18 protein-coding genes are annotated in these 17,023 nt (G+C 73.9%); 13 read left to right on the plus strand and 5 right to left on the minus strand.

Translation table 11 applies throughout. From position 1 onward, the window contains the following. Nucleotides 1-46: 46 nt before the first annotated feature. Both LBW97_RS09260 and LBW97_RS09265 read right to left on the minus strand, forming a co-directional pair. Nucleotides 47-994, minus strand: a complete 948-nt coding sequence (locus LBW97_RS09260) for a proteasome assembly chaperone family protein (RefSeq protein WP_224499132.1) — start codon at nt 992-994, stop codon at nt 47-49. Nucleotides 995-1,082: 88 nt separating this feature from the next. Further along, the gene (locus tag LBW97_RS09265; protein WP_224499133.1) at nt 1,083-2,369 is read right to left on the minus strand and encodes an AI-2E family transporter; all 1,287 of its coding nucleotides are present in this window, start codon (nt 2,367-2,369) and stop codon (nt 1,083-1,085) included. 78 nt (nt 2,370-2,447) lie between these two features. Here LBW97_RS09265 and LBW97_RS09270 point away from each other — a divergent pair, with 78 nt between their 5' ends. The 13 genes from LBW97_RS09270 to LBW97_RS09330 all read left to right on the plus strand — a co-directional run bounded on the left by LBW97_RS09270 (nt 2,448) and on the right by LBW97_RS09330 (nt 12,309). Further along, on the plus strand, nt 2,448-2,915 hold the full coding sequence (locus LBW97_RS09270; RefSeq protein ID WP_224499134.1) for a PPOX class F420-dependent oxidoreductase: 468 nt from the start codon (nt 2,448-2,450) through the stop codon (nt 2,913-2,915). Between the two features lie 38 nt (nt 2,916-2,953). After that, entirely contained in the window at nt 2,954-3,541 is a 588-nt protein-coding gene (locus LBW97_RS09275) for a SatD family protein (RefSeq protein WP_224499135.1), read from the plus strand. Next, entirely contained in the window at nt 3,538-4,062 is a 525-nt protein-coding gene (locus LBW97_RS09280; protein WP_224499136.1) for a hypothetical protein, read from the plus strand. Before LBW97_RS09275 ends, LBW97_RS09280 begins: the two co-directional genes overlap by 4 nt. A gap of 69 nt (nt 4,063-4,131) precedes the next feature. Then, on the plus strand, nt 4,132-4,677 hold the full coding sequence (locus LBW97_RS09285) for a hypothetical protein (RefSeq protein ID WP_224499137.1): 546 nt from the start codon (nt 4,132-4,134) through the stop codon (nt 4,675-4,677). 17 nt (nt 4,678-4,694) lie between these two features. Then, a complete protein-coding gene (locus tag LBW97_RS09290) occupies nt 4,695-5,447 on the plus strand; it encodes a dienelactone hydrolase family protein (protein WP_224499138.1) in 753 nt (250 codons plus the stop codon). Between the two features lie 34 nt (nt 5,448-5,481). Next, the gene (locus tag LBW97_RS09295; RefSeq protein WP_224499139.1) at nt 5,482-5,880 is read left to right on the plus strand and encodes an ankyrin repeat domain-containing protein; all 399 of its coding nucleotides are present in this window, start codon (nt 5,482-5,484) and stop codon (nt 5,878-5,880) included. A gap of 60 nt (nt 5,881-5,940) precedes the next feature. After that, nucleotides 5,941-7,233 carry an AI-2E family transporter gene (locus tag LBW97_RS09300; RefSeq protein ID WP_224499140.1) on the plus strand — a complete coding sequence of 431 codons (1,293 nt, stop codon included), beginning with the start codon at nt 5,941-5,943 and terminating at the stop codon, nt 7,231-7,233. 17 nt (nt 7,234-7,250) lie between these two features. Beyond that, nucleotides 7,251-7,598: an ATP-binding protein gene (locus LBW97_RS09305; protein ID WP_224499141.1), complete on the plus strand. Its 348-nt coding sequence runs from the start codon at nt 7,251-7,253 to the stop codon at nt 7,596-7,598. Between the two features lie 95 nt (nt 7,599-7,693). After that, on the plus strand, nt 7,694-8,470 hold the full coding sequence (gene fabG / locus LBW97_RS09310) for a 3-oxoacyl-ACP reductase FabG (RefSeq protein WP_224499142.1): 777 nt from the start codon (nt 7,694-7,696) through the stop codon (nt 8,468-8,470). Nucleotides 8,471-8,544: 74 nt separating this feature from the next. Then, the gene (locus tag LBW97_RS09315) at nt 8,545-9,312 is read left to right on the plus strand and encodes a crotonase/enoyl-CoA hydratase family protein (RefSeq protein WP_224499143.1); all 768 of its coding nucleotides are present in this window, start codon (nt 8,545-8,547) and stop codon (nt 9,310-9,312) included. Between the two features lie 65 nt (nt 9,313-9,377). Further along, nucleotides 9,378-9,980 (plus strand): TetR/AcrR family transcriptional regulator, encoded by a 603-nt coding sequence (locus tag LBW97_RS09320; RefSeq protein WP_224499144.1) that lies wholly within the window; start codon nt 9,378-9,380, stop codon nt 9,978-9,980. Nucleotides 9,981-10,046: 66 nt separating this feature from the next. Then, the gene (locus tag LBW97_RS09325; RefSeq protein WP_224499145.1) at nt 10,047-11,642 is read left to right on the plus strand and encodes an MDR family MFS transporter; all 1,596 of its coding nucleotides are present in this window, start codon (nt 10,047-10,049) and stop codon (nt 11,640-11,642) included. Between the two features lie 43 nt (nt 11,643-11,685). Continuing rightward, on the plus strand, nt 11,686-12,309 hold the full coding sequence (locus LBW97_RS09330) for an SGNH/GDSL hydrolase family protein (RefSeq protein ID WP_224499146.1): 624 nt from the start codon (nt 11,686-11,688) through the stop codon (nt 12,307-12,309). A gap of 15 nt (nt 12,310-12,324) precedes the next feature. Here LBW97_RS09330 and LBW97_RS09335 read toward each other — a convergent pair whose 3' ends face one another. The 3 genes from LBW97_RS09335 to LBW97_RS09345 all read right to left on the minus strand — a co-directional run bounded on the left by LBW97_RS09335 (nt 12,325) and on the right by LBW97_RS09345 (nt 16,945). After that, complete coding sequence (locus LBW97_RS09335; RefSeq protein ID WP_224499147.1) at nt 12,325-13,488, minus strand: cation:proton antiporter; 1,164 nt, start codon at nt 13,486-13,488, stop codon at nt 12,325-12,327. Between the two features lie 5 nt (nt 13,489-13,493). Beyond that, entirely contained in the window at nt 13,494-13,979 is a 486-nt protein-coding gene (locus LBW97_RS09340; protein ID WP_224499148.1) for a cation:proton antiporter regulatory subunit, read from the minus strand. Between the two features lie 98 nt (nt 13,980-14,077). After that, nucleotides 14,078-16,945: an FAD-binding and (Fe-S)-binding domain-containing protein gene (locus LBW97_RS09345; RefSeq protein ID WP_224499149.1), complete on the minus strand. Its 2,868-nt coding sequence runs from the start codon at nt 16,943-16,945 to the stop codon at nt 14,078-14,080. Between the last annotated feature and the right edge of the window lie 78 nt (nt 16,946-17,023).

The following is a 17,023-nucleotide window of genomic DNA, read 5'->3' on the forward strand; positions in this document are numbered from 1 at the left end:
GGGGACGGCAGCCGGCCGCGGTGCGCTCCGGAGGAGCGCGTCGTGCTCAGTCGCGCTTGCGGTCCTGGTCGGCCAGGAACCGCTCGAACTCCGCGCCGATCTCGTCCGCGCTGGGCACCTCGCCGGCGGAGCCGAGCAGGTCGGTGCCCTCGCGGGCGGCGGTGAAGGAGTCGTACTGCTGCTCCAGCGCCGCCACGACCGCGGTGTTCTCCGCCGACCGGCCGATCTGCTCGTCGATCTCGGTGCGGTTGGCCTCGGCGGCCTCGCGCAGGGCGTCGGTGGGCAGCCGCAGGCCGGTCAACTGCTCGAGGTGCTCGATCAGGGTGAGCGACGCCGCGGGGTAGGACGCCTGCGCCAGGTAGTGCGGCACGTGCGCGGCCACGCCGAGCGCGTCGACGCCGACCTCGCCCATCCGCAGCTCCAGCAGCGCGGAGACGCTTCCGGGGATCTGCATCTCGCCCCAGTACACCGGGTACGGCTCGATCAGCTGACGGCGCGTGGCGTGCGCGGTCACGGTGACCGGCCGGGTGTGCGGCACCGGCATCGGGATCGCCTGCAGCGCGACGACGCTGGTGATGCCGAGCCGGTCGACCAGCGACCCGACGGCGGCCACGAACCGCTCCCACGCGTAGTCGGGCTCAGCGCCGTGCAGCAGCAGGAACGTCTCGCCGGCGTCGTCCTCGACCGCGTGGAGCGCGAGCTCCGGGGCGGCGAACTTCTCGTACCGGTCGCTGTTGAAGGTCATCCGCGGACGGCGGGCCCGGTAGTCGACGAGGCTGTCCACGTCGAAGCGGGCGACGACCTCCGAGGAGAGCGCGCTCAGCAGGTGGGCGCCGGCGCGGCTGCCCGCGGAGGCGGCGTCGAAGTCGCCGGCCAGGTCGTGCACCAGGACCAGCCCGCGTCGCTCGGCCGGGTCGGTGACCGCAGCCTCGCGGTCGATGAACCGGTCTGCCGCGGGGAGCAGCTCGACGAGCTCCTCCGGGAACTGGGCCACGGTGGAACCTCCTGGGGTGGGGAAGACGGCGGTACGAGGGGTGCAGCGCTCAGGGGTCGCCCCGGCATTCCCGTGGTCCCCCGAGGGGTCAGCTCTTCGGGGACTCCGCCGCTGGCGCCACCTGCTCGTGGGTGACGCCGACCCCTGAGTCGTCGCCGTCGACCCGTGCCCGGGTGCCGTCGTCGGCCACCTCCGGCGACCTCCCGTCGAGCTCGTCGCGCACGTAGCGGTAGACGACGGCGATCAGCGCGGCGACCGGCACGCCCAGGAAGGCGCCGATGATGCCGGCCAGGCTGCTGCCCGCGGTGACCGCCAGGATGACGACGGCGGCGTGCAGGTTGAAGCCGCGGCCCTGGATGATCGGCTGCAGCACGTTGCCCTCGAGCTGCTGCACGAGGAGCACGATGCCGAGCACGATCAGCGCCGTCGTGAAGCCCTGGTCGACCAGGGCGATGAGGACGGCGAAGGCGCCGGCGACGAACGCACCGATGATCGGGATGAACGCGCCGAAGAACGTCAGGATCGCCAGCGGCAGCACCAGCGGCACGTCGAGGATCCACAGCCCGACACCGATGAACAGGGCGTCGACGAAGCCGACGAGGGCCTGCTGGCGGATGAACTCCGAGAGCGTCGCCCACGTCTTGTACGACAGTGCCGCCACGTGGCGAGCGGCCTTCGGGCCGGTCTGCGCGGAGAGCCACGGCACCCAGCGCGGCCCGTCCTTGAGGAAGAAGAAGCAGAGGAGCAGGGCGAGCACGAGGTTGATCAGGCCGTTGCCGACGGCGGACACCCCGGTCACGGCGTAGCCCGCGATGTTCTGCGCGTTGCCCTGGATCGAGTCGATGACCGAGTCGACGGCGTTGCCCACCTGGTCCTCGCCGAGGTTCAGCGGCGGGCCCTGCACCCACTCCTGGACATCCTCCAGGCCGGCGGTCGCCTGGTCGGCGAGCTCGGTGACCTGGTCGGCCACCTGCGGGGCGATCGCGGCGATGATGCCGCCGAAGATGGCCAGGAAGCTCAGCAGGACGGCGGCGGCGGCCAGTGCGGGCGGCGTGCCGTGGGACCGGAGGAAGCGCGTGGGCGGCCACAGGACCGTGGCGATGAGCAACCCGAGCACGATCGGCAGCAGGATCACCCACAGCTTGCCGAGCACGTAGCCGAGCACCGTGACCGCCGCGAGGATCAGCAGCAGCTGACCCGAGGTGGTGGCCAGGGCTCGCAGGGCGCGCTGCATCTTGGGCCCGCGGCCGTCGGAGGGGGCCGGCGCGGTCGAGACCGCGGGCGCCGCGTCGTCCTGGCGGGACGCCGGCTCGGGGAGGGGCGCGGAGTCGCCGCGTGGGACAGCGGGCTTCCGGCCGGGCAGGCGCAACTTCATGCCCGAGATCCCATCACGGATCGCCCCGGCGGACCGGTCAGGAAACGATCATCACACCCGCGTCGTAGCGTTCCCGGCATGCCGAAGATCGCCACCGCCGACCGCGTCGACCGCAGCGAGCTGCTCGAGTTCCTCCGCCCCCGGCACCGGGCGGTCCTGGTGACCCGCCGCTCCTCGGGCGCGCCGCAGCTCTCCCCGGTCACCTGCGGGCTGGACGCCGAGGGCCGCGTCGTGGTCTCCACGTATCCCCAACGGGCGAAGGTGGCCAACGCCCGCCGCGACCCGGCCGTGTCGCTGTGCGTGCTCTCCGACGAGTGGGACGGCCCGTGGGTCCAGGTGGACGGTGAGGCCGAGGTGCTCGACCTGCCGGACTCCGTGGAGCCGCTGGTGGAGTACTTCCGTTCGATCAGCGGCGAGCACCCCGACTGGGACGAGTACCGCGCGGCCATGGTGAAGCAGGGCAAGTCCCTGCTGCGGATCAGCGTCACCGGGTGGGGGCCCATCGCCACCGGTGGTTTTCCCGCTTCGGTAGCCGACAAGCTCTGAGCCTTGCATCCGGCGAAGAAAGGTGTCAGGCTTGTCGGGTGCCGTACGTGCTGACCGTGGACCAGCGAGGTAGTCGTCGAGGACCCGACCGGGTCGGTGAGGCCCTGGCCGAACTGACCGCGGGGGTCCGCCCCGTGCTGCCCTTCGAGCGCACGGCGGGCGACGAGTTCCAGGGCGTGCTCGGCTCGCCCGAGGCGGTGGTCGACGTCGCCGCGCGCCTCGTCCGGCTCGGCGGCTGGAGCATCGGGATCGGCGCGGGGCCGGTGCAGGGCCCCCTGCCGCCCAGCACTCGCGCCGCCACCGGGCCGGCCTTCCTGAGCGCCCGGCGCGCCGTCGACGCCGCCAAGCAGCGCCCGATGCGGCTCGCGGTCCGCGGCGTGGCCGCCGCGGAGGCGGCGGACGCCCAGGCCGTGCTGAGCGCGCTCGCCGTCCTCGTCGGCCGGCGCAGCGACCAGGCGTGGGAGGCGATCGACCTGGTCGAGGGCGGCCGCACGCAGGCCCAGGCGGCGGCGGAGCTCGGCATCTCCCGGCAGGCCGTGGGCCAGCGCCTGGCCGCCGCCTCCTGGGAGCTCGAGCGCGAACTGCGTCCCACCGCCGCCCGGCTGCTCGCGCGGGCAGCCGGATGACCCCCGCCGTCCTGGTCCTGCTGGGCCTCGTCGCGCTGGCCGGGCTGGCGCTGATCGTCCGCGGTGAGCGCCGACCCGTCGTCACCGGTGGGGCGGTGGCGCTGGTGGTCGCCCTCGTCACGGCCGCCGGGCTGGCCTGGCTGGGGGACGGGGCCCGTGGCGGCGAGGTGCACGCGGCTGCGCTCCTCGCCGTGCTGGCCGCGGTCACCGGAGGCGGTCCGGTGGCGACGGCGGTGCTGCACGCCGCCGACCCCGCGGCCGCGGGGGTCTCCGGCGGTCCCCAGGACCCCGACATCCTCCGCGGCGGCGCCTGGATCGGGGTCCTCGAGCGCGGCGCCGTCGCCGGCACCCTGCTGGCGGGCTGGCCCGAAGGGCTCGCCGTCGTCCTCGCGGTCAAGGGCCTGGGCCGCTTCTCCGAGCTGCGCGCGCCGGCCGCCGCCGAGCGGTTCATCGTCGGCACGCTGGCCAGCGCGCTGTGGGCCGCGGCCTGCGTCGGGGTGGCGGTCCTCCTGCGCGGCTGATTCCACACCGAGCGGGGTGATCACCCGGCGGCGACAATGAGGGAAATCGTCGTTCCTCCTGGAGGCCCCGTGCCCGACCCGTCCGCCGCCGGCGCCATCCGCAACCCCGAGCTGCTGGCCATCTACTGCAACGACCACCTGGCCGCGGCAACCGGTGGCATCGAGCTGGTCACCCGGATGCTCGGCCGGTACCGCGGCACGCCGTACGAGGGCCCGATGGAGAGCCTGCTGGACGAGCTCCGCGAGGAGCGGACGGCGCTGCGCACCACCATGGAGTCCCTGGGCTTCCCGGTGCAGCAGTACAAGCTGATCGCCTCCTGGGTCGGCGAGAAGCTCAGCCGCGGCAAGCTCAACGGCCGGCTGCTCTCCCGCTCGCCGTCGAGCGACCTGGTGGAGTTCGAGTTCATCGCCACCGCCGTCCTGGCGAAGCGGGCCGGCTTCGAGACGCTGCGCGCGCTCGGCGAGGTCGACCCCCGGATCGACGCCGGGCTCTTCGAGCGGCTCATCGACCAGGCCGACGACCAGCACACCTGGCTCGCCGAGGCTCGCCGCGAGGTCGCCGCCCGGGTCTTCGGCGGGAAATCCGAAGCCGCCAGCGACGCCGCCGACACCTGAGCCGAGGACGCCGCCCCGTGTGCCACAGCCACGACAGCCGCCCGCCCGCTCCGCCGCGCAGCGGAGCGATCGGGTCCACCGCGTCCTCGACGCTCACCGCCGCCGACGGCACCGAGTTCACGGTCAGCACCGCCCTGCCCGCCGAGCCGGCGCGGACCGGCGTGGTGATCCTCCCCGACATCCGCGGCCTGCACCCCTACTACGTCGCGCTGGCCGAGCGGTTCGCCGAGGCCGGTGTCGCCGCCGTCGCGATCGACTACTTCGGCCGGACCGCCGGGGTCGCGGAGTCGGGCACCCGCGGCGAGGACTTCGACTGGCAGTCCCACATCCCGCGCACCACCCCGGAGGGCGTCGACGCCGACGTCACCGCGGCGATCGCCTCCCTGCGTGCCGAGGCGGGGGAGGACCTCCCGGTCGTGACCGTCGGCTTCTGCTTCGGCGGCAGCCACGCCTGGCGGCTGGCCGGCGGCGACCTCGACCTCGCCGGCTGCGCCGGGTTCTACGGCCGCCCGTCGCTCGTGGGCGACTCCGCCGACCGGGCGCACCTGCCCACGGTGATGCTGATCGCCGGTGCCGACACCGCCACCCCCGTCGAGGAGCAGCAGGGCCTCGCCGAGCGGATGCGGGCCGCCGGCGCCGACGTCGACGCCGTCGTCTACGACGGCGCGCCGCACTCGTTCTTCGACCGCTCCTACGGCGACTGGTCCGACGCCTGCCGCGACGCCTGGGAGCACGTGCTCGCCCTCACCGACCGGGTGGCCCGGAGCTGAGGCCCGCCCGGCCGGCGGTCTCTAGGCTGGAGGCGTGAGCGGCCAGCCGATCGATCCCGACGTCATCGAACTCGCCGGACGGGTCTTCGACCTGGCACGCGGCGGATACACCGAGGAGCTGACGGCGTACCTCGACGCCGGGGTGCCCGCGAACCTGACCAACGACAAGGGTGACACCCTCCTCATCCTCGCGGCCTACCACGGCCATCCGCAGACGGTGGCCGCGCTGCTGGCGCACGGAGCCGATTCCGGACGGGCCAACGACCGGGGCCAGACGGCGCTGGCGGCGGCGGTCTTCAAGCAGTCCGCCGAGACGGTGACGGCGCTCGTCGCGGCCGGGGCGGACCCCGATGCGGGCGGTCCGAGCGCGCGGGAGATGGCCACCTTCTTCGACCTCCCCGCCATGGCTGCGCTGCTCGACGCGCCCGCCTAGGGTCCAGCCGTCGCCCGGAGGCGATCTGGGGGAAGATCGGCGCACCGAGGGGAGGGCGGCATGGCAGGAGAGCCCGGGCAGGACGACGTCCTGCCCGACGGGGCCACCCCCGCCGACCCGCCGGTGGTACAGCCGGCGCCGGCCGGACTGCCCCGCTGGCTGCTCCTCGTCGGTGGCGTCGCCGCCGCCGCGATCGCGATCGCCGGCCTGCAGGCCGTGGCCTGGCTCGTCGCGCCGGTGTTCATGGCGCTCGTTGTCGTCATCGCACTGGCGCCGGTGCAGAGCTGGCTGCGGCGGATCGGGGCGCCCCGCTGGGTGGCCACCTCGGTGCTGCTCCTGCTGGTGTGGGCGGTGCTGCTCGGCTTCGTCGCGCTGCTCGTCGTCTCCGTCGCGCAGTTCGCCGCCCTGCTGCCCGACTACGCCGACCAGGCGGAAGTACTGATCAACGACGTCGTCGCCGACCTGAACAACCGGGGCATCGTCTCCGGTCAGGTCTCGGACCTCGTCCGGCAGATCGACTACAGCTCGCTGGTCGGCCTGGCCACCGACCTGCTGGCCCGGCTGACCAGCGCGGCCTCGACGCTGGTCCTGCTGCTCTCGGCGCTGGTGTTCATGGCGATCGAGTCCGGCGGCTTCAGCCGGCGCATGGCCCTCGTCGCCGCCGAGCGGCCGCACCTGCCGGTGGCGCTCACCCTCTTCACCCGCGGGACGCGCAGCTACCTGCTGGTCAGCACGGTGTTCGGCGCGATCGTGGCGGTCGGCGACACCATCGCGCTCGTGTGGCTGGACGTGCCCGCCGCCCCGCTGTGGGGCCTGCTCGCATTCATCACCAACTACGTGCCCAACATCGGCTTCGTCCTGGGCGTGGCGCCGCCCGCGGTGCTCGGGCTGCTCGCCGGCGGGTGGGGCGAGTTCGTCGCGATCCTGATCGTCTACTCGCTGCTGAACTTCGTCGTCCAGACGCTCGTCCAGCCGCGCTTCGTGGGTGACTCCGTCGGCCTCTCGATGACCGTCACCTTCATCGCGCTGCTCTTCTGGAGCTGGGTGCTCGGTGCGCTGGGCGCGCTGCTGGCCATCCCGCTCACGCTGCTGGTCAAGGCGCTGCTCGTAGACGTCGATCCGCGGGGCCACTGGCTCGACGCGCTGCTGCGCGAGGAACCCCGGGCGCCGCGGACGATGCGCGCCCGCCGCCGGATGGCCATGCGGCACGCGACGCTGGCCTCGATGCGCCGGCTGCAGCACCACCCGAGCAGGCGCTCGGCGGCCGCGGAGGTCGATGTGCCCGAGAGCGAGCTGCCCGTGGTCGAGGCCCCCGAGGTCCAGCCCGAGACCGTGGACGCGGAGCGCCGCTGAGCCAGGAAGCCGTCGTCATGGTCGGGCTCCAAGGCGCGGGCAAGAGCACCTGGGTGGCCGCCCACCTCGCCCGGACCCACGTCGTCGTGAGCAAGGACCACTGGCCGCGGGCCCGGAAGCGCGAGGCGCGGCAGCAGCGGGTGGTGGCCGAGCTGCTGGCAGCCGGGCACAGCGTCGTCGTGGACAACACGAACCCCTCGCCGGCGGAACGGGCGCCCCTGGTGGCCCTGGCGAGGCAGGCCGGCGTGCCGGTGCGGGCGGTGTGGCTGGATCCGCCACCCGGGCGCGCTTCGTGCCGCCGTCGGTCGAGGAGGGATTCGACCGGGTCGACGTCGTCCGGTAGGGGGCAGCTCCGGACCTTGTGACCGGCGCCGCAACCGGCGGCCGTAACGTGTCGGGCGCAGCTCGCCGCGCACCGGATCTCCGGTGACCGCCGGCATTCGACCTGAAGGGAACTCACATGAGCGAGGCAGGCACCACGGGGGCACCGTCCCGCGTGGCCATCGTGACCGGCGCGGCCCGGGGCATCGGCGCGGCGACCGCCATCCGGCTGGCCCAGGACGGCTTCGCCGTCGCCGTCCTCGACCTGGACGAGGGCGCCGCGAAGGCGACCGTCGAGGCCATCGAGTCCGCGGGTGGCAAGGCGCTGGCCGTGGGCGCCGACGTCAGCGACTCCGCGGCGGTCGAGGCCGCCGTCGAGCGCATCGCCAGCGAGCTGGGCGCGCCGACCGTGCTGGTCAACAACGCCGGCGTGCTCCGCGACAACATGCTGTTCAAGATGTCGGACTCCGACTGGGACATCGTCATGAACGTGCACCTGCGTGGTGCCTTCCTCATGACCCGTGCCGCCCAGAAGCACATGATCGACCAGAAGTTCGGCCGGATCGTGAACCTCTCCAGCACCTCCGCGCTGGGCAACCGCGGTCAGGCCAACTACTCCACCGCCAAGGCCGGTCTGCAGGGCTTCACCAAGACCCTCGCCATCGAGCTGGGCAAGTTCGGCGTCACCGCCAACGCGATCGCCCCGGGCTTCATCCAGACCGAGATGACCAAGGCGACGGCCGACCGCATGGGCGTGCCGTTCGACGACTTCATCAAGGGCGCCGCCTCGATGATCCCGGTGGCCCGAGTCGGCCAGCCCGAGGACATCGCGCACCTGGTCTCGTTCTTCGTGAGCGAGGGTGCCGGCTTCATCTCCGGCCAGGTCGTCTACGCCGCCGGTGGCCCCAAGGCGTAACCAGCGTTCCCAGCACGTCACAGGGCCGGGCAGCCGAATAGGCTGCCTGGCCCTGACCAATTTCCGGAGGTCCCGTGTCCGAGCAGCCCGTCCTCGTCGAGCGCCGCGGTGCGGTGCAGGTGATCACGATCAACCGCCCGCAGGCCAAGAACGCCCTCGACGCCGCCGTCGCGCGGGACGTCGCCGCCGCTGTCGACGAGCTGGACGGCTCCGACGACCTCCGCGCCGGCGTGCTCACCGGGGCCGGGGGCTTCTTCTCCGCAGGGATGGACCTCAAGGCGTTCCTCCGCGGCGAGACGCCGGCCATCGAGGGGCGCGGGCTGTGCGGCATCACGAAGACCCCGCCGCGGAAGCCGCTGATCGCCGCGGTCGAGGGCGGGGCGCTGGCCGGCGGCTTCGAGCTGGTGCTCGCCTGCGACCTCGTCGTGGCCGGGCGCGGGGCCCGCTTCGGCGTTCCCGAGGTCAAGCGCTCGCTGATCGCGGCCGGGGGAGCGGCGCTGCTCCTGCCGCAGCGGATGCCGCGGGCGGTGGCGCTGGAGCTGCTGCTCACCGGCGACCCCATGGACGCCGAGCGTGCCGCGGCCGTCGGCCTGGTGAACCAGCTGGTCGACGACGGCGGAGCCGTCGACGCCGCCGTCGCGCTGGCGGAGCGGATCGCGGCGAACGGACCGCTGGCCGTCGCGGCGACCAAGCAGGTCGTGCTGTCCATGCCGTCGTGGACGCCGGAGGAGATGTGGGACCGGCAGGACGAGATCGTGCGCCCGGTGTTCGCCTCCGAGGACGCCCGCGAGGGGTCGACGGCGTTCGCAGAGCGTCGGGAGCCCGTGTGGCGCGGCCGCTGACCCGGTGACGCGTTGCACACCGTGCAACGTTGCACAGTGTGCAAGGAATCTGCTGTAGTGGGTCGGTGACCGAACCCGGCCTGCGAGAGCGCAAGAAGCAGGACACCAGGGCCGCCCTCTCCGCGGCGACCCTGGAGCTCGCGCTCGAGCACGGCCTCGGCGCGGTGACGGTGGAGCAGATCGCGGCGCGTGCCGGCGTCTCCTACCGGACGTTCTTCAACTACTTCTCCGGCAAGGAGGAGGCGCTGCTGCGGCCCGACGGCGCCGGTCTGCTCTTCGCTCCGCGTCTGCAGGAGCAGGACCCCGCGTTGCCGCCGCTGGAGGCGGCGCGGCGGGCGCTGGGGGACCACCTCGCCGCCCTGGACGCCGACTCGGAGGGCTGGCGCCTGCGGCTCACCGTGCTCGCCGCCGCGCCCGAGGTCCTGCCGCGGCTGGTCGAGCTCGGCTCCGCCGGAGAGCGCGAGATGACCGAGGCGCTGGCCGAGCGCACGGGCCTGGACGCCGACCGCGATGTCTATCCGGCGCTGCTGGCCGCGGTGCTCGGCTGCGCTCTGCGGGTCAGCCTGACCCGCTGGCACGCCACGGGCGAGGAGCGGCCCCTGGCTGCGCTGTTCGACGAGGTTGTCGACGTCCTCGCCGCGGGCCTGCCCGCTCCGCGCACCGACTGATCCCGCACACACCCTGACCCCCCGGCGGCCGATCGCCGTCCGGGAACCGAAGCACCGAGGAGAACCGTGTCCACGTCCGTCGAACCCGCTTCCGCGGCGACCCCGCCCGGCGGGGACCCCGCGGTGGCCGCGCCGATGACGCAGAAGGAGGTGCTCCAGGCACTCTCCGGTCTGTTCATGGGCATGTTCGTGGCCATCCTGGCCGCGACCATCGTGTCCAACGCCCTGCCGGTGATCATCCCCGAGATCGGCGGCAGCCAGTCGATCTACACCTGGGTGGTCACCGCCGAGCTGCTGGCGCTGACGGTCACGGTTCCGCTGTGGGGCAAGCTGGCAGACCTGTTCAGCCAGAAGCTGCTGCTGCAGATCTCCTTCGGGCTGTTCGTGGCCGGCTCGCTGCTCGCCGGGTTCTCGCAGGACACCACCACGCTGATCATCGCCCGGGTGCTCCAGGGGATGGGCGCCGGTGGCCTCACCGCCCTGGTCCAGATCGTGATGGCGGCGATGATCCCGCCGCGCGAGCTCGGCCGGTACGCCGGTGTGTTCGGCGCGATCTTCGCGACCGCCACCGTCGGTGGCCCGCTGATCGGTGGCCTCATCGTCGACACCGAGTGGCTGGGCTGGCGGTACTGCTTCCTGCTGGGTGTCCCGTTCACCCTCCTGGCGATGGTCCTGGTCCAGCGCACCCTGAAGCTGCCTGCCGTTCCGCGCCGCACGGCCTCCATCGACTGGTGGGGCGCCCTGCTGATCACCGGTGGCGTGAGCCTGCTGCTCATCTGGATCACCTTCGCCGGTGACAAGTACGACTGGGTCTCTCTCGAGACCGCGCTCATGGTCGGCGGCACCGTCGTCCTGCTGGCCCTGGCCGTGTTCGTCGAGTCGAAGGTGTCCGAGCCGGTCATCCCGCTGGACATCTTCCGCAGCCGCACGGTCACGTTGTCGGTCGTCGCCAGCGCGCTGGTCGGCGTGGCGATGTTCGGCGGCACAGTGTTCCTGGCCCAGTACCTGCAGGTCTCGCTCGGCTACTCGCCGACCGAGTCCGGTCTGCTGACCCTCCCGCTCGTCGGCGGTCTGCTGGTGTCCTCCACCGTCGCCGGGGCGCTGATCACCAAGACCGGCAGGTGGAAGGGCTGGCTGGTCGCCGGCGGCGTGCTGATGGTCATCGGTTTCGGCCTGTTCTCGACCATCGACGCGCAGACCTCGCCGTGGATCCTGGGCGTCTACATGGCCGTCCTCGGCGCCGGTGTCGGTGCGCTCATGCAGAACCTGGTCCTGGCCGCGCAGAACGACGTCCCGGCCCACGAGCTGGGCGCGGCCACCTCGGTGGTCTCGTTCTTCCGCAGCCTGGGCGGCACGATCGGCGTCAGCGTGCTCGGCGCGCTGCTGGCCACCCGGGTGGCCGACGACCTGGCCGTCCTCGGCCCAGTGGAGGGCGGCGGCGAGGCCGCGGCCCCGGACATGTCGGCGTTGCCGGCCGAGGTGCGCGAGCTGATCCAGAACGCCTACGCCGACGCGACGGCGGAGCTGTTCCTCATCGCCGTCCCGCTGGCCGCACTGGCGCTGGTCACGGTGCTGTTCATCAAGGAGAAGGCGCTCAAGACGACGTCGGGTGCGCAGCGCCTGGCCGAGGAGCAGGGCGCCGCGCAGCTGCCGCTGCACTGAGCTGCAGCGGCATAGAGGGGCCACGACCGGCGTTCGTCCGGTCGTGGCCCCTTCTCCTTTCCGCCTGCTGGTCCTCGGTGACTCGATCGCGTACGGCACCGGGGCGTCGCGGTCCGAGGACACGATCGGACGCCGGCTCGCCACCGAGCTCACCGCCGACGGGTTCGACGTCGACCTGCACGTCCTCGCCGTCCCCGGAGCGGTGTCCGCGGACCTGGCGGCGCAGGTACGCCGCGCCGTGCCGCTGGAGCCCGACCTGGCGCTGGTCGTGATCGGCGCGAACGACCTGGCCCGCTTCGTGCCCGCGCCGCAGGCCACCGCCGCGCTCGGAGCTGCAGTCACTGCACTGAGAGCCACGGGCAGCGACGTCGTCGTCGTCCCGGCCCCGGACATGTCGATGGTGCCGTTCGTCCCGCCGGGCCTCCGGCCGCTGGTGCGGGGAGCCTGCGCGGTGCTGCAGCAGAGCCAGACGCGGGTGGCCGGGGCCGGCGGCGCCACCGTGGCGCCGGTCGTGGCGGACCTGGCAGCGGCGTTCGTGGCGGACCCGGCGCTGTTCTCCGCGGACCGGTTCCACCCGTCGTCCGCCGGCTACGCCCGGATCAGCCGCGCTCTGGCTCCGTACGTCCTCGAGGTGGCCCGGGCGCGACGGGACGAGGCAGCAGCCTGACCCTCGACCTGAGGTTCAGGTGGGCGCGAAGGCGGGTCGCCGCAGTGCTGCGGGTTCGGCGAACCGGGTGATCACCGGCCCGGCCACCGCGAGGATCAGCACGTAGCCGGTCGCGATCGGCCCCACCTCGGCGATTCCGGCCGTCACCGCCAGCCCGGCGATGACGATGGAGAACTCGCCGCGGGCCACGAGCGCGGTGCCGGCGCGCAGCCGGCCGGGAACGGCGACCCCGTCCCGCCGGGCGGCGAACCAGCCGGTGCCCATCTTCGTGGCGGTGGAGACCACCGCCAGGGCCAGCGCGGCGGGGAGGACCGGCAGGATCGCGCCCGGATCGGTGGCGAAGCCGAAGGCCACGAAGAAGAGAGCGGCGAAGAGATCCCGCAGCGGCGCCAGGATGGCCCGGGCCCGTTCGGCGAACGACGCCGGCAGCGCCAGCCCGACCAGGAAGGCGCCGACCGCCGCAGAGGCCCCCATCGCCTGCGCACCGCCGGCGACGAGCAGGGTGAGCCCGACGAGGCGCAGCAGCACCTGCTCGTCGTCGTCGTGGCTGAGCAGCCGGCCGAGCCGGTGACCGTGCCGCTGCGCCGCGAAGAGCACCAGGACCACGGCGCCGACGGCGAGGCCGACGCCGGCGATCGCCGCGGTCGGGCCCGACCCCGCCAGGGCGACCACCAGCAGCGGCAGGAACAGCGCCATCGCCAGGTCCTCGAGCACCAGGACGGCGAGCACGGCCGGCGTCTCGCGGTTGGCCAGTCGGCCCAGGTCGCCGAGCAGCCGCGCCACGATCCCCGACGACGAGATCCAGGTGACGCCGGCCAGCGCCAGCGCACCTTCCCAGGGGAGCCCGAGCATCAACCCGGCGACGAAGCCCGGTGGCGCGTTGAGCACCAGGTCGACGACGCCGGAGGGCGCGTGCCGCCGGAAGGAGCTGAACAGCTCGGTGGCCGAGAACTCCAGGCCCAGGGTCAGCAGCAGGAGCACCACGCCGATCTCGGCCGCGGCGGTGAGGAACGGCTCGGCGGTGTCGAGGGGCGCCAGGCCACCGTTGCCGACGGCCAGCGCCGCCAGGAGCACGAACGGGACGGGGGAGAGGCCCAGCCGTCGGGCGAGGATGCCGAGCAGCGAGAGCCCGGCGAACAGCAGGCCGAGCTCGACCAGCAGCGCGGCGACGTGGTCCACGCGGGCTACTCGCGGCCGGTGAGGCGGTGCTCGAGCTGCGCCAGCCCGGCGCCGGATCCGATCACCACCAGCACGTCGCCGCCGCGCAGGACGTCCTCCGGCCCCGGGGAGGGGACGACGTCGGCGCCGCGGACCAGGGCGACGATGGAACAGCCGGTGAGGGTGCGGGCCCGGGTGTCCCCGAGCGGTCGGCCGTCGAACGGCGAGCCCGGGGTGATCCCGAGCCGCGCCGACTGCAGGCCCGGGACCTCCTTGGAGAGGTCGGCGAAGCGCTGGGTCAGCCGCGGGGCGCCCAGGACCTCGGCGACGGCGTCGGCCTCGTCCGGGCTGAGCCGGAACATGCCCTGGGCCCGGTCGGGGTCACGCCGGTCGTAGACGGCGATCTCCGCGCCGCCCTCCCGCTGCACCACGATGCCCAGCATCTGCCCGGAGGCGCACCGCATCTCGTAACGGACGCCGACACCGGGCAGCAGGGTCTCCTCGAGGTCCACGACGGGCATCGTCGCAGACGCGGGCGACACCTCCGCAGAGCGGGCGACACCTCCGCAAACGCGGGCGACACCTCCGCAGATCGCGTCGGTCCCGTCGGTCAGCCCAGCCGGTCGGCCAGCAGCTCGGCCAGGTGCTGACCGCGGCGGTCGGCGAGCTGGTCGAGCTGGGTGCGGCAGGAGAACCCGTCGGCAAGAACCACGGCGTCGGCCGGCAGGTCCTTCACCGCCGGGAGCAACTGCTGCTCCGCGATGGTCACCGAGACGTCGTGGTGGCCCTTCTCCACGCCCCAGTTGCCCGCCAGCCCGCAGCAGCCGCCGAGCCGGGTCACCGTGGCGCCCGCCTTCTTCAGCAGCGCGGCGTCGGCCGACCAGCCGAGCACCGAGGTGTGGTGGCAGTGCGGCTGGGCGACGATCTCGACGCCGTCCAGCGACGGCGGCTGCCAGTCCGGGGTCTCCGCCAGCAGCTCGGCCAGGGTCCTCGTGGCGCCGGCGACCCGCTCCGCGGCCTCCCCGCCCACCAGCTCCAGGGACTCGCTGCGCAGCGCGGCGGTGCAGGAGGGCTCGACGCCGACGATCGGGATGCCGGCGTCGGCCAGCGGCAGGAGCGTGTCGATGGTGTGCGCGAGGGTCTTGCGGGCGGTGTCGAGCTGACCGGTGGTGATCCAGGTGAGCCCGCAGCAGGTGTCGGCGCCGGGCACCTGCACCCGGTAGCCGGCCGACTCGAGCACCCGGGCGACGGCGTGCGCGACCTCGGGGGCGAAGTGGTCGGTGAAGGAGTCCACCCACAGCGCCACCGGAGTGCCGCCCTCGGGGCCGACATGGCCGTGCCGGCCCTGAGCGGCCCACTCGTCGCGGAAGGTGCGGCGGGCGAAGGGCGGCACCTCCCGGCGCTGGTCCATGCCCGAGCCCCACTTGGCCATCCGCCCACCGAGACGCGAGCTCAGCACCGCGTTCACCAGGCGGGGGGCCTTCGCGGCCAGGTCGGCCCAGAACGGCAGCCGGCCGAGCGTGTAGTGCGACATCGGGCGCAGCCGGCGGCGGTAGGACTGGTGCAGCACCTCGGCCTTGTAGGAGGCCATGTCGACGCCGGTGGGGCAGTCGCTGGAGCAGCCCTTGCACGACAGGCAGAGGTCCAGCGCGTCGTGCACCTCGGGCGAGCGCCAGTCGGTCACCGGGCCGCCCGGCGCGATCATCTCCTGCAGCACCCGGGCCCGGCCGCGGGTGGAGTCCTTCTCGTTCCGGGTGGCCGGGAAGGACGGGCACATCACGCCGCCGGAGGACTGCAGGTCCGCGCGGCACTTGCCGACGCCGGTGCAGCGGTGCACGGCCGCGGAGAAGTCCCCGCCGTCGTGCCGGTAGGCCAGTGCGAGGTTCTCCCGCTTCCGCGGCGCGGCGGCCATCCGGATGTCCTCGTCGAGGGGCAGCGGACGGACCAGCACCCCCGGGTTGAGCACGTCGTCGGGGTCGAACACCGCCTTGACCTGCTCGAACAGCGAGATCGCGGCGGGGGAGTACATCAGCGGGAGGAGCTCGCTGCGGGCCCGGCCGTCGCCGTGCTCGCCGGACAGCGAGCCGCCGTACCCGGCGACCAGGCGGGCGGCGTCCTCCACGAACGCGCGGTACCGGCCGCGGCCGGAGTCGTCCCCGGATCCGAACGGGAAGTCGATGCGGCCGTGCACGCAGCCGTCGCCGAAGTGGCCGTACGGGACGCACTGCAGGCCGTGGGAGTCCAGCAGCTCGTCGAAGCCGCGCAGGTACTCGCCCAGCCGCTCGACCGGAACGGCGGCGTCCTCCCAGCCCGCGTGCGCCGGCCGCCCCTCGGAGGTGCGGTTGGCCAGCCCCGCGCCGTCCTCGCGGATCCGCCAGATCGCCGCCGCGTGCGCCGGGTCGGTGACCACCATCGAGTCGACGGCGGCGGAGTCGGCGAGCACGCCGCGGGCCTTGCCCTCGACCTCGGCGACGGTGTCACCGGTCAGCTCGACGATCAGCCAGCCCGCCCCCCGGGGCAGGTCGGGGACGACGGCGGCCGGCACGTCCCGCAGCCGCTGCACGATCCGCTCGTCGAGCCCCTCGACCGCCGTCGGCTCGTGGGGGAGCAGCCCCGGGGTCGCGTCGGCGGCGTCGGCCATCGACGGGTAGCCGAGGACCACCAGCCCCCGCACGGGGGCGTCGGTGACCAGCCGGACGGTGGCGCCGAGGACGACGGCGAGGGTGCCCTCGCTGCCCACGAGCGCCCGGGTGACGTCGAAGCCGCGCTCGGGCAGCAGGTGCTCGAGCGAGTAGCCCGACACCTGGCGGCCGAAGCGGCCGAACTCGGTGCGCAGGGGAGCGAGGCCGCCGTCCACCACCTGGCGCAGCGCGGTGAGGACGGCGGAGTCCCCGGCTGGGCTGCCCGAGGCGAGGGTGAGGCGCTCGCCGGTGCCGGTGACGACGTCGAGCCCGACGACGTTGTCCGAGGTCCGGCCGTAGCCCAGCGCGCGGGAGCCGCAGGCGTTGTTGCCGATCATCCCGCCGACGGTGCAGCGGTTGTGCGTGCTCGGGTCGGGCCCGAAGCGCAGCCCGTGCGGGCGGGCCTCGGTCTGCAGGGCGGACTGCACGACACCCGGATCGATCGTGGCGGTCCGCGCTTCGGCGTCGATCGCGTGCACCCGGTTCAGGTACCGGCTGGTGTCCAGGACGAGCCCGGTGCCGACGGCGTTGCCGGCGATGGAGGTGCCCGCGCCACGGGCGGTGAACGGCACACCCAGGCGGCGGCTCACCTCGAGGGCCGCGACGACCTCGTCGGTGGAGCGCGGACGGACGACGGCGCGGGGCAGCACCCGGTACAGCGACGCGTCCGAGGAGTACAGCGCGCGGGCCAGGCCGGAGTCGTCGACGTCGGTGATCCCGGCCCGCCGGAGCTCGTCGACGACGGCGCGTCCGGCCTCAGCCGAGTCGGTCGAGAGAGGGGCCGCGGGTGCGCTCATGGTGTCGAGTCTCGTACGGGGCTCCGGGGCAGGCGCGCCCGGCCCCGGAGACGGCTGTGGCCGGGCACTCGCGTGCCC

This window comes from Blastococcus sp. LR1, assembly GCF_020166105.1.
Taxonomy (GTDB): Bacteria; Actinomycetota; Actinomycetes; order Mycobacteriales; family Geodermatophilaceae; genus Blastococcus.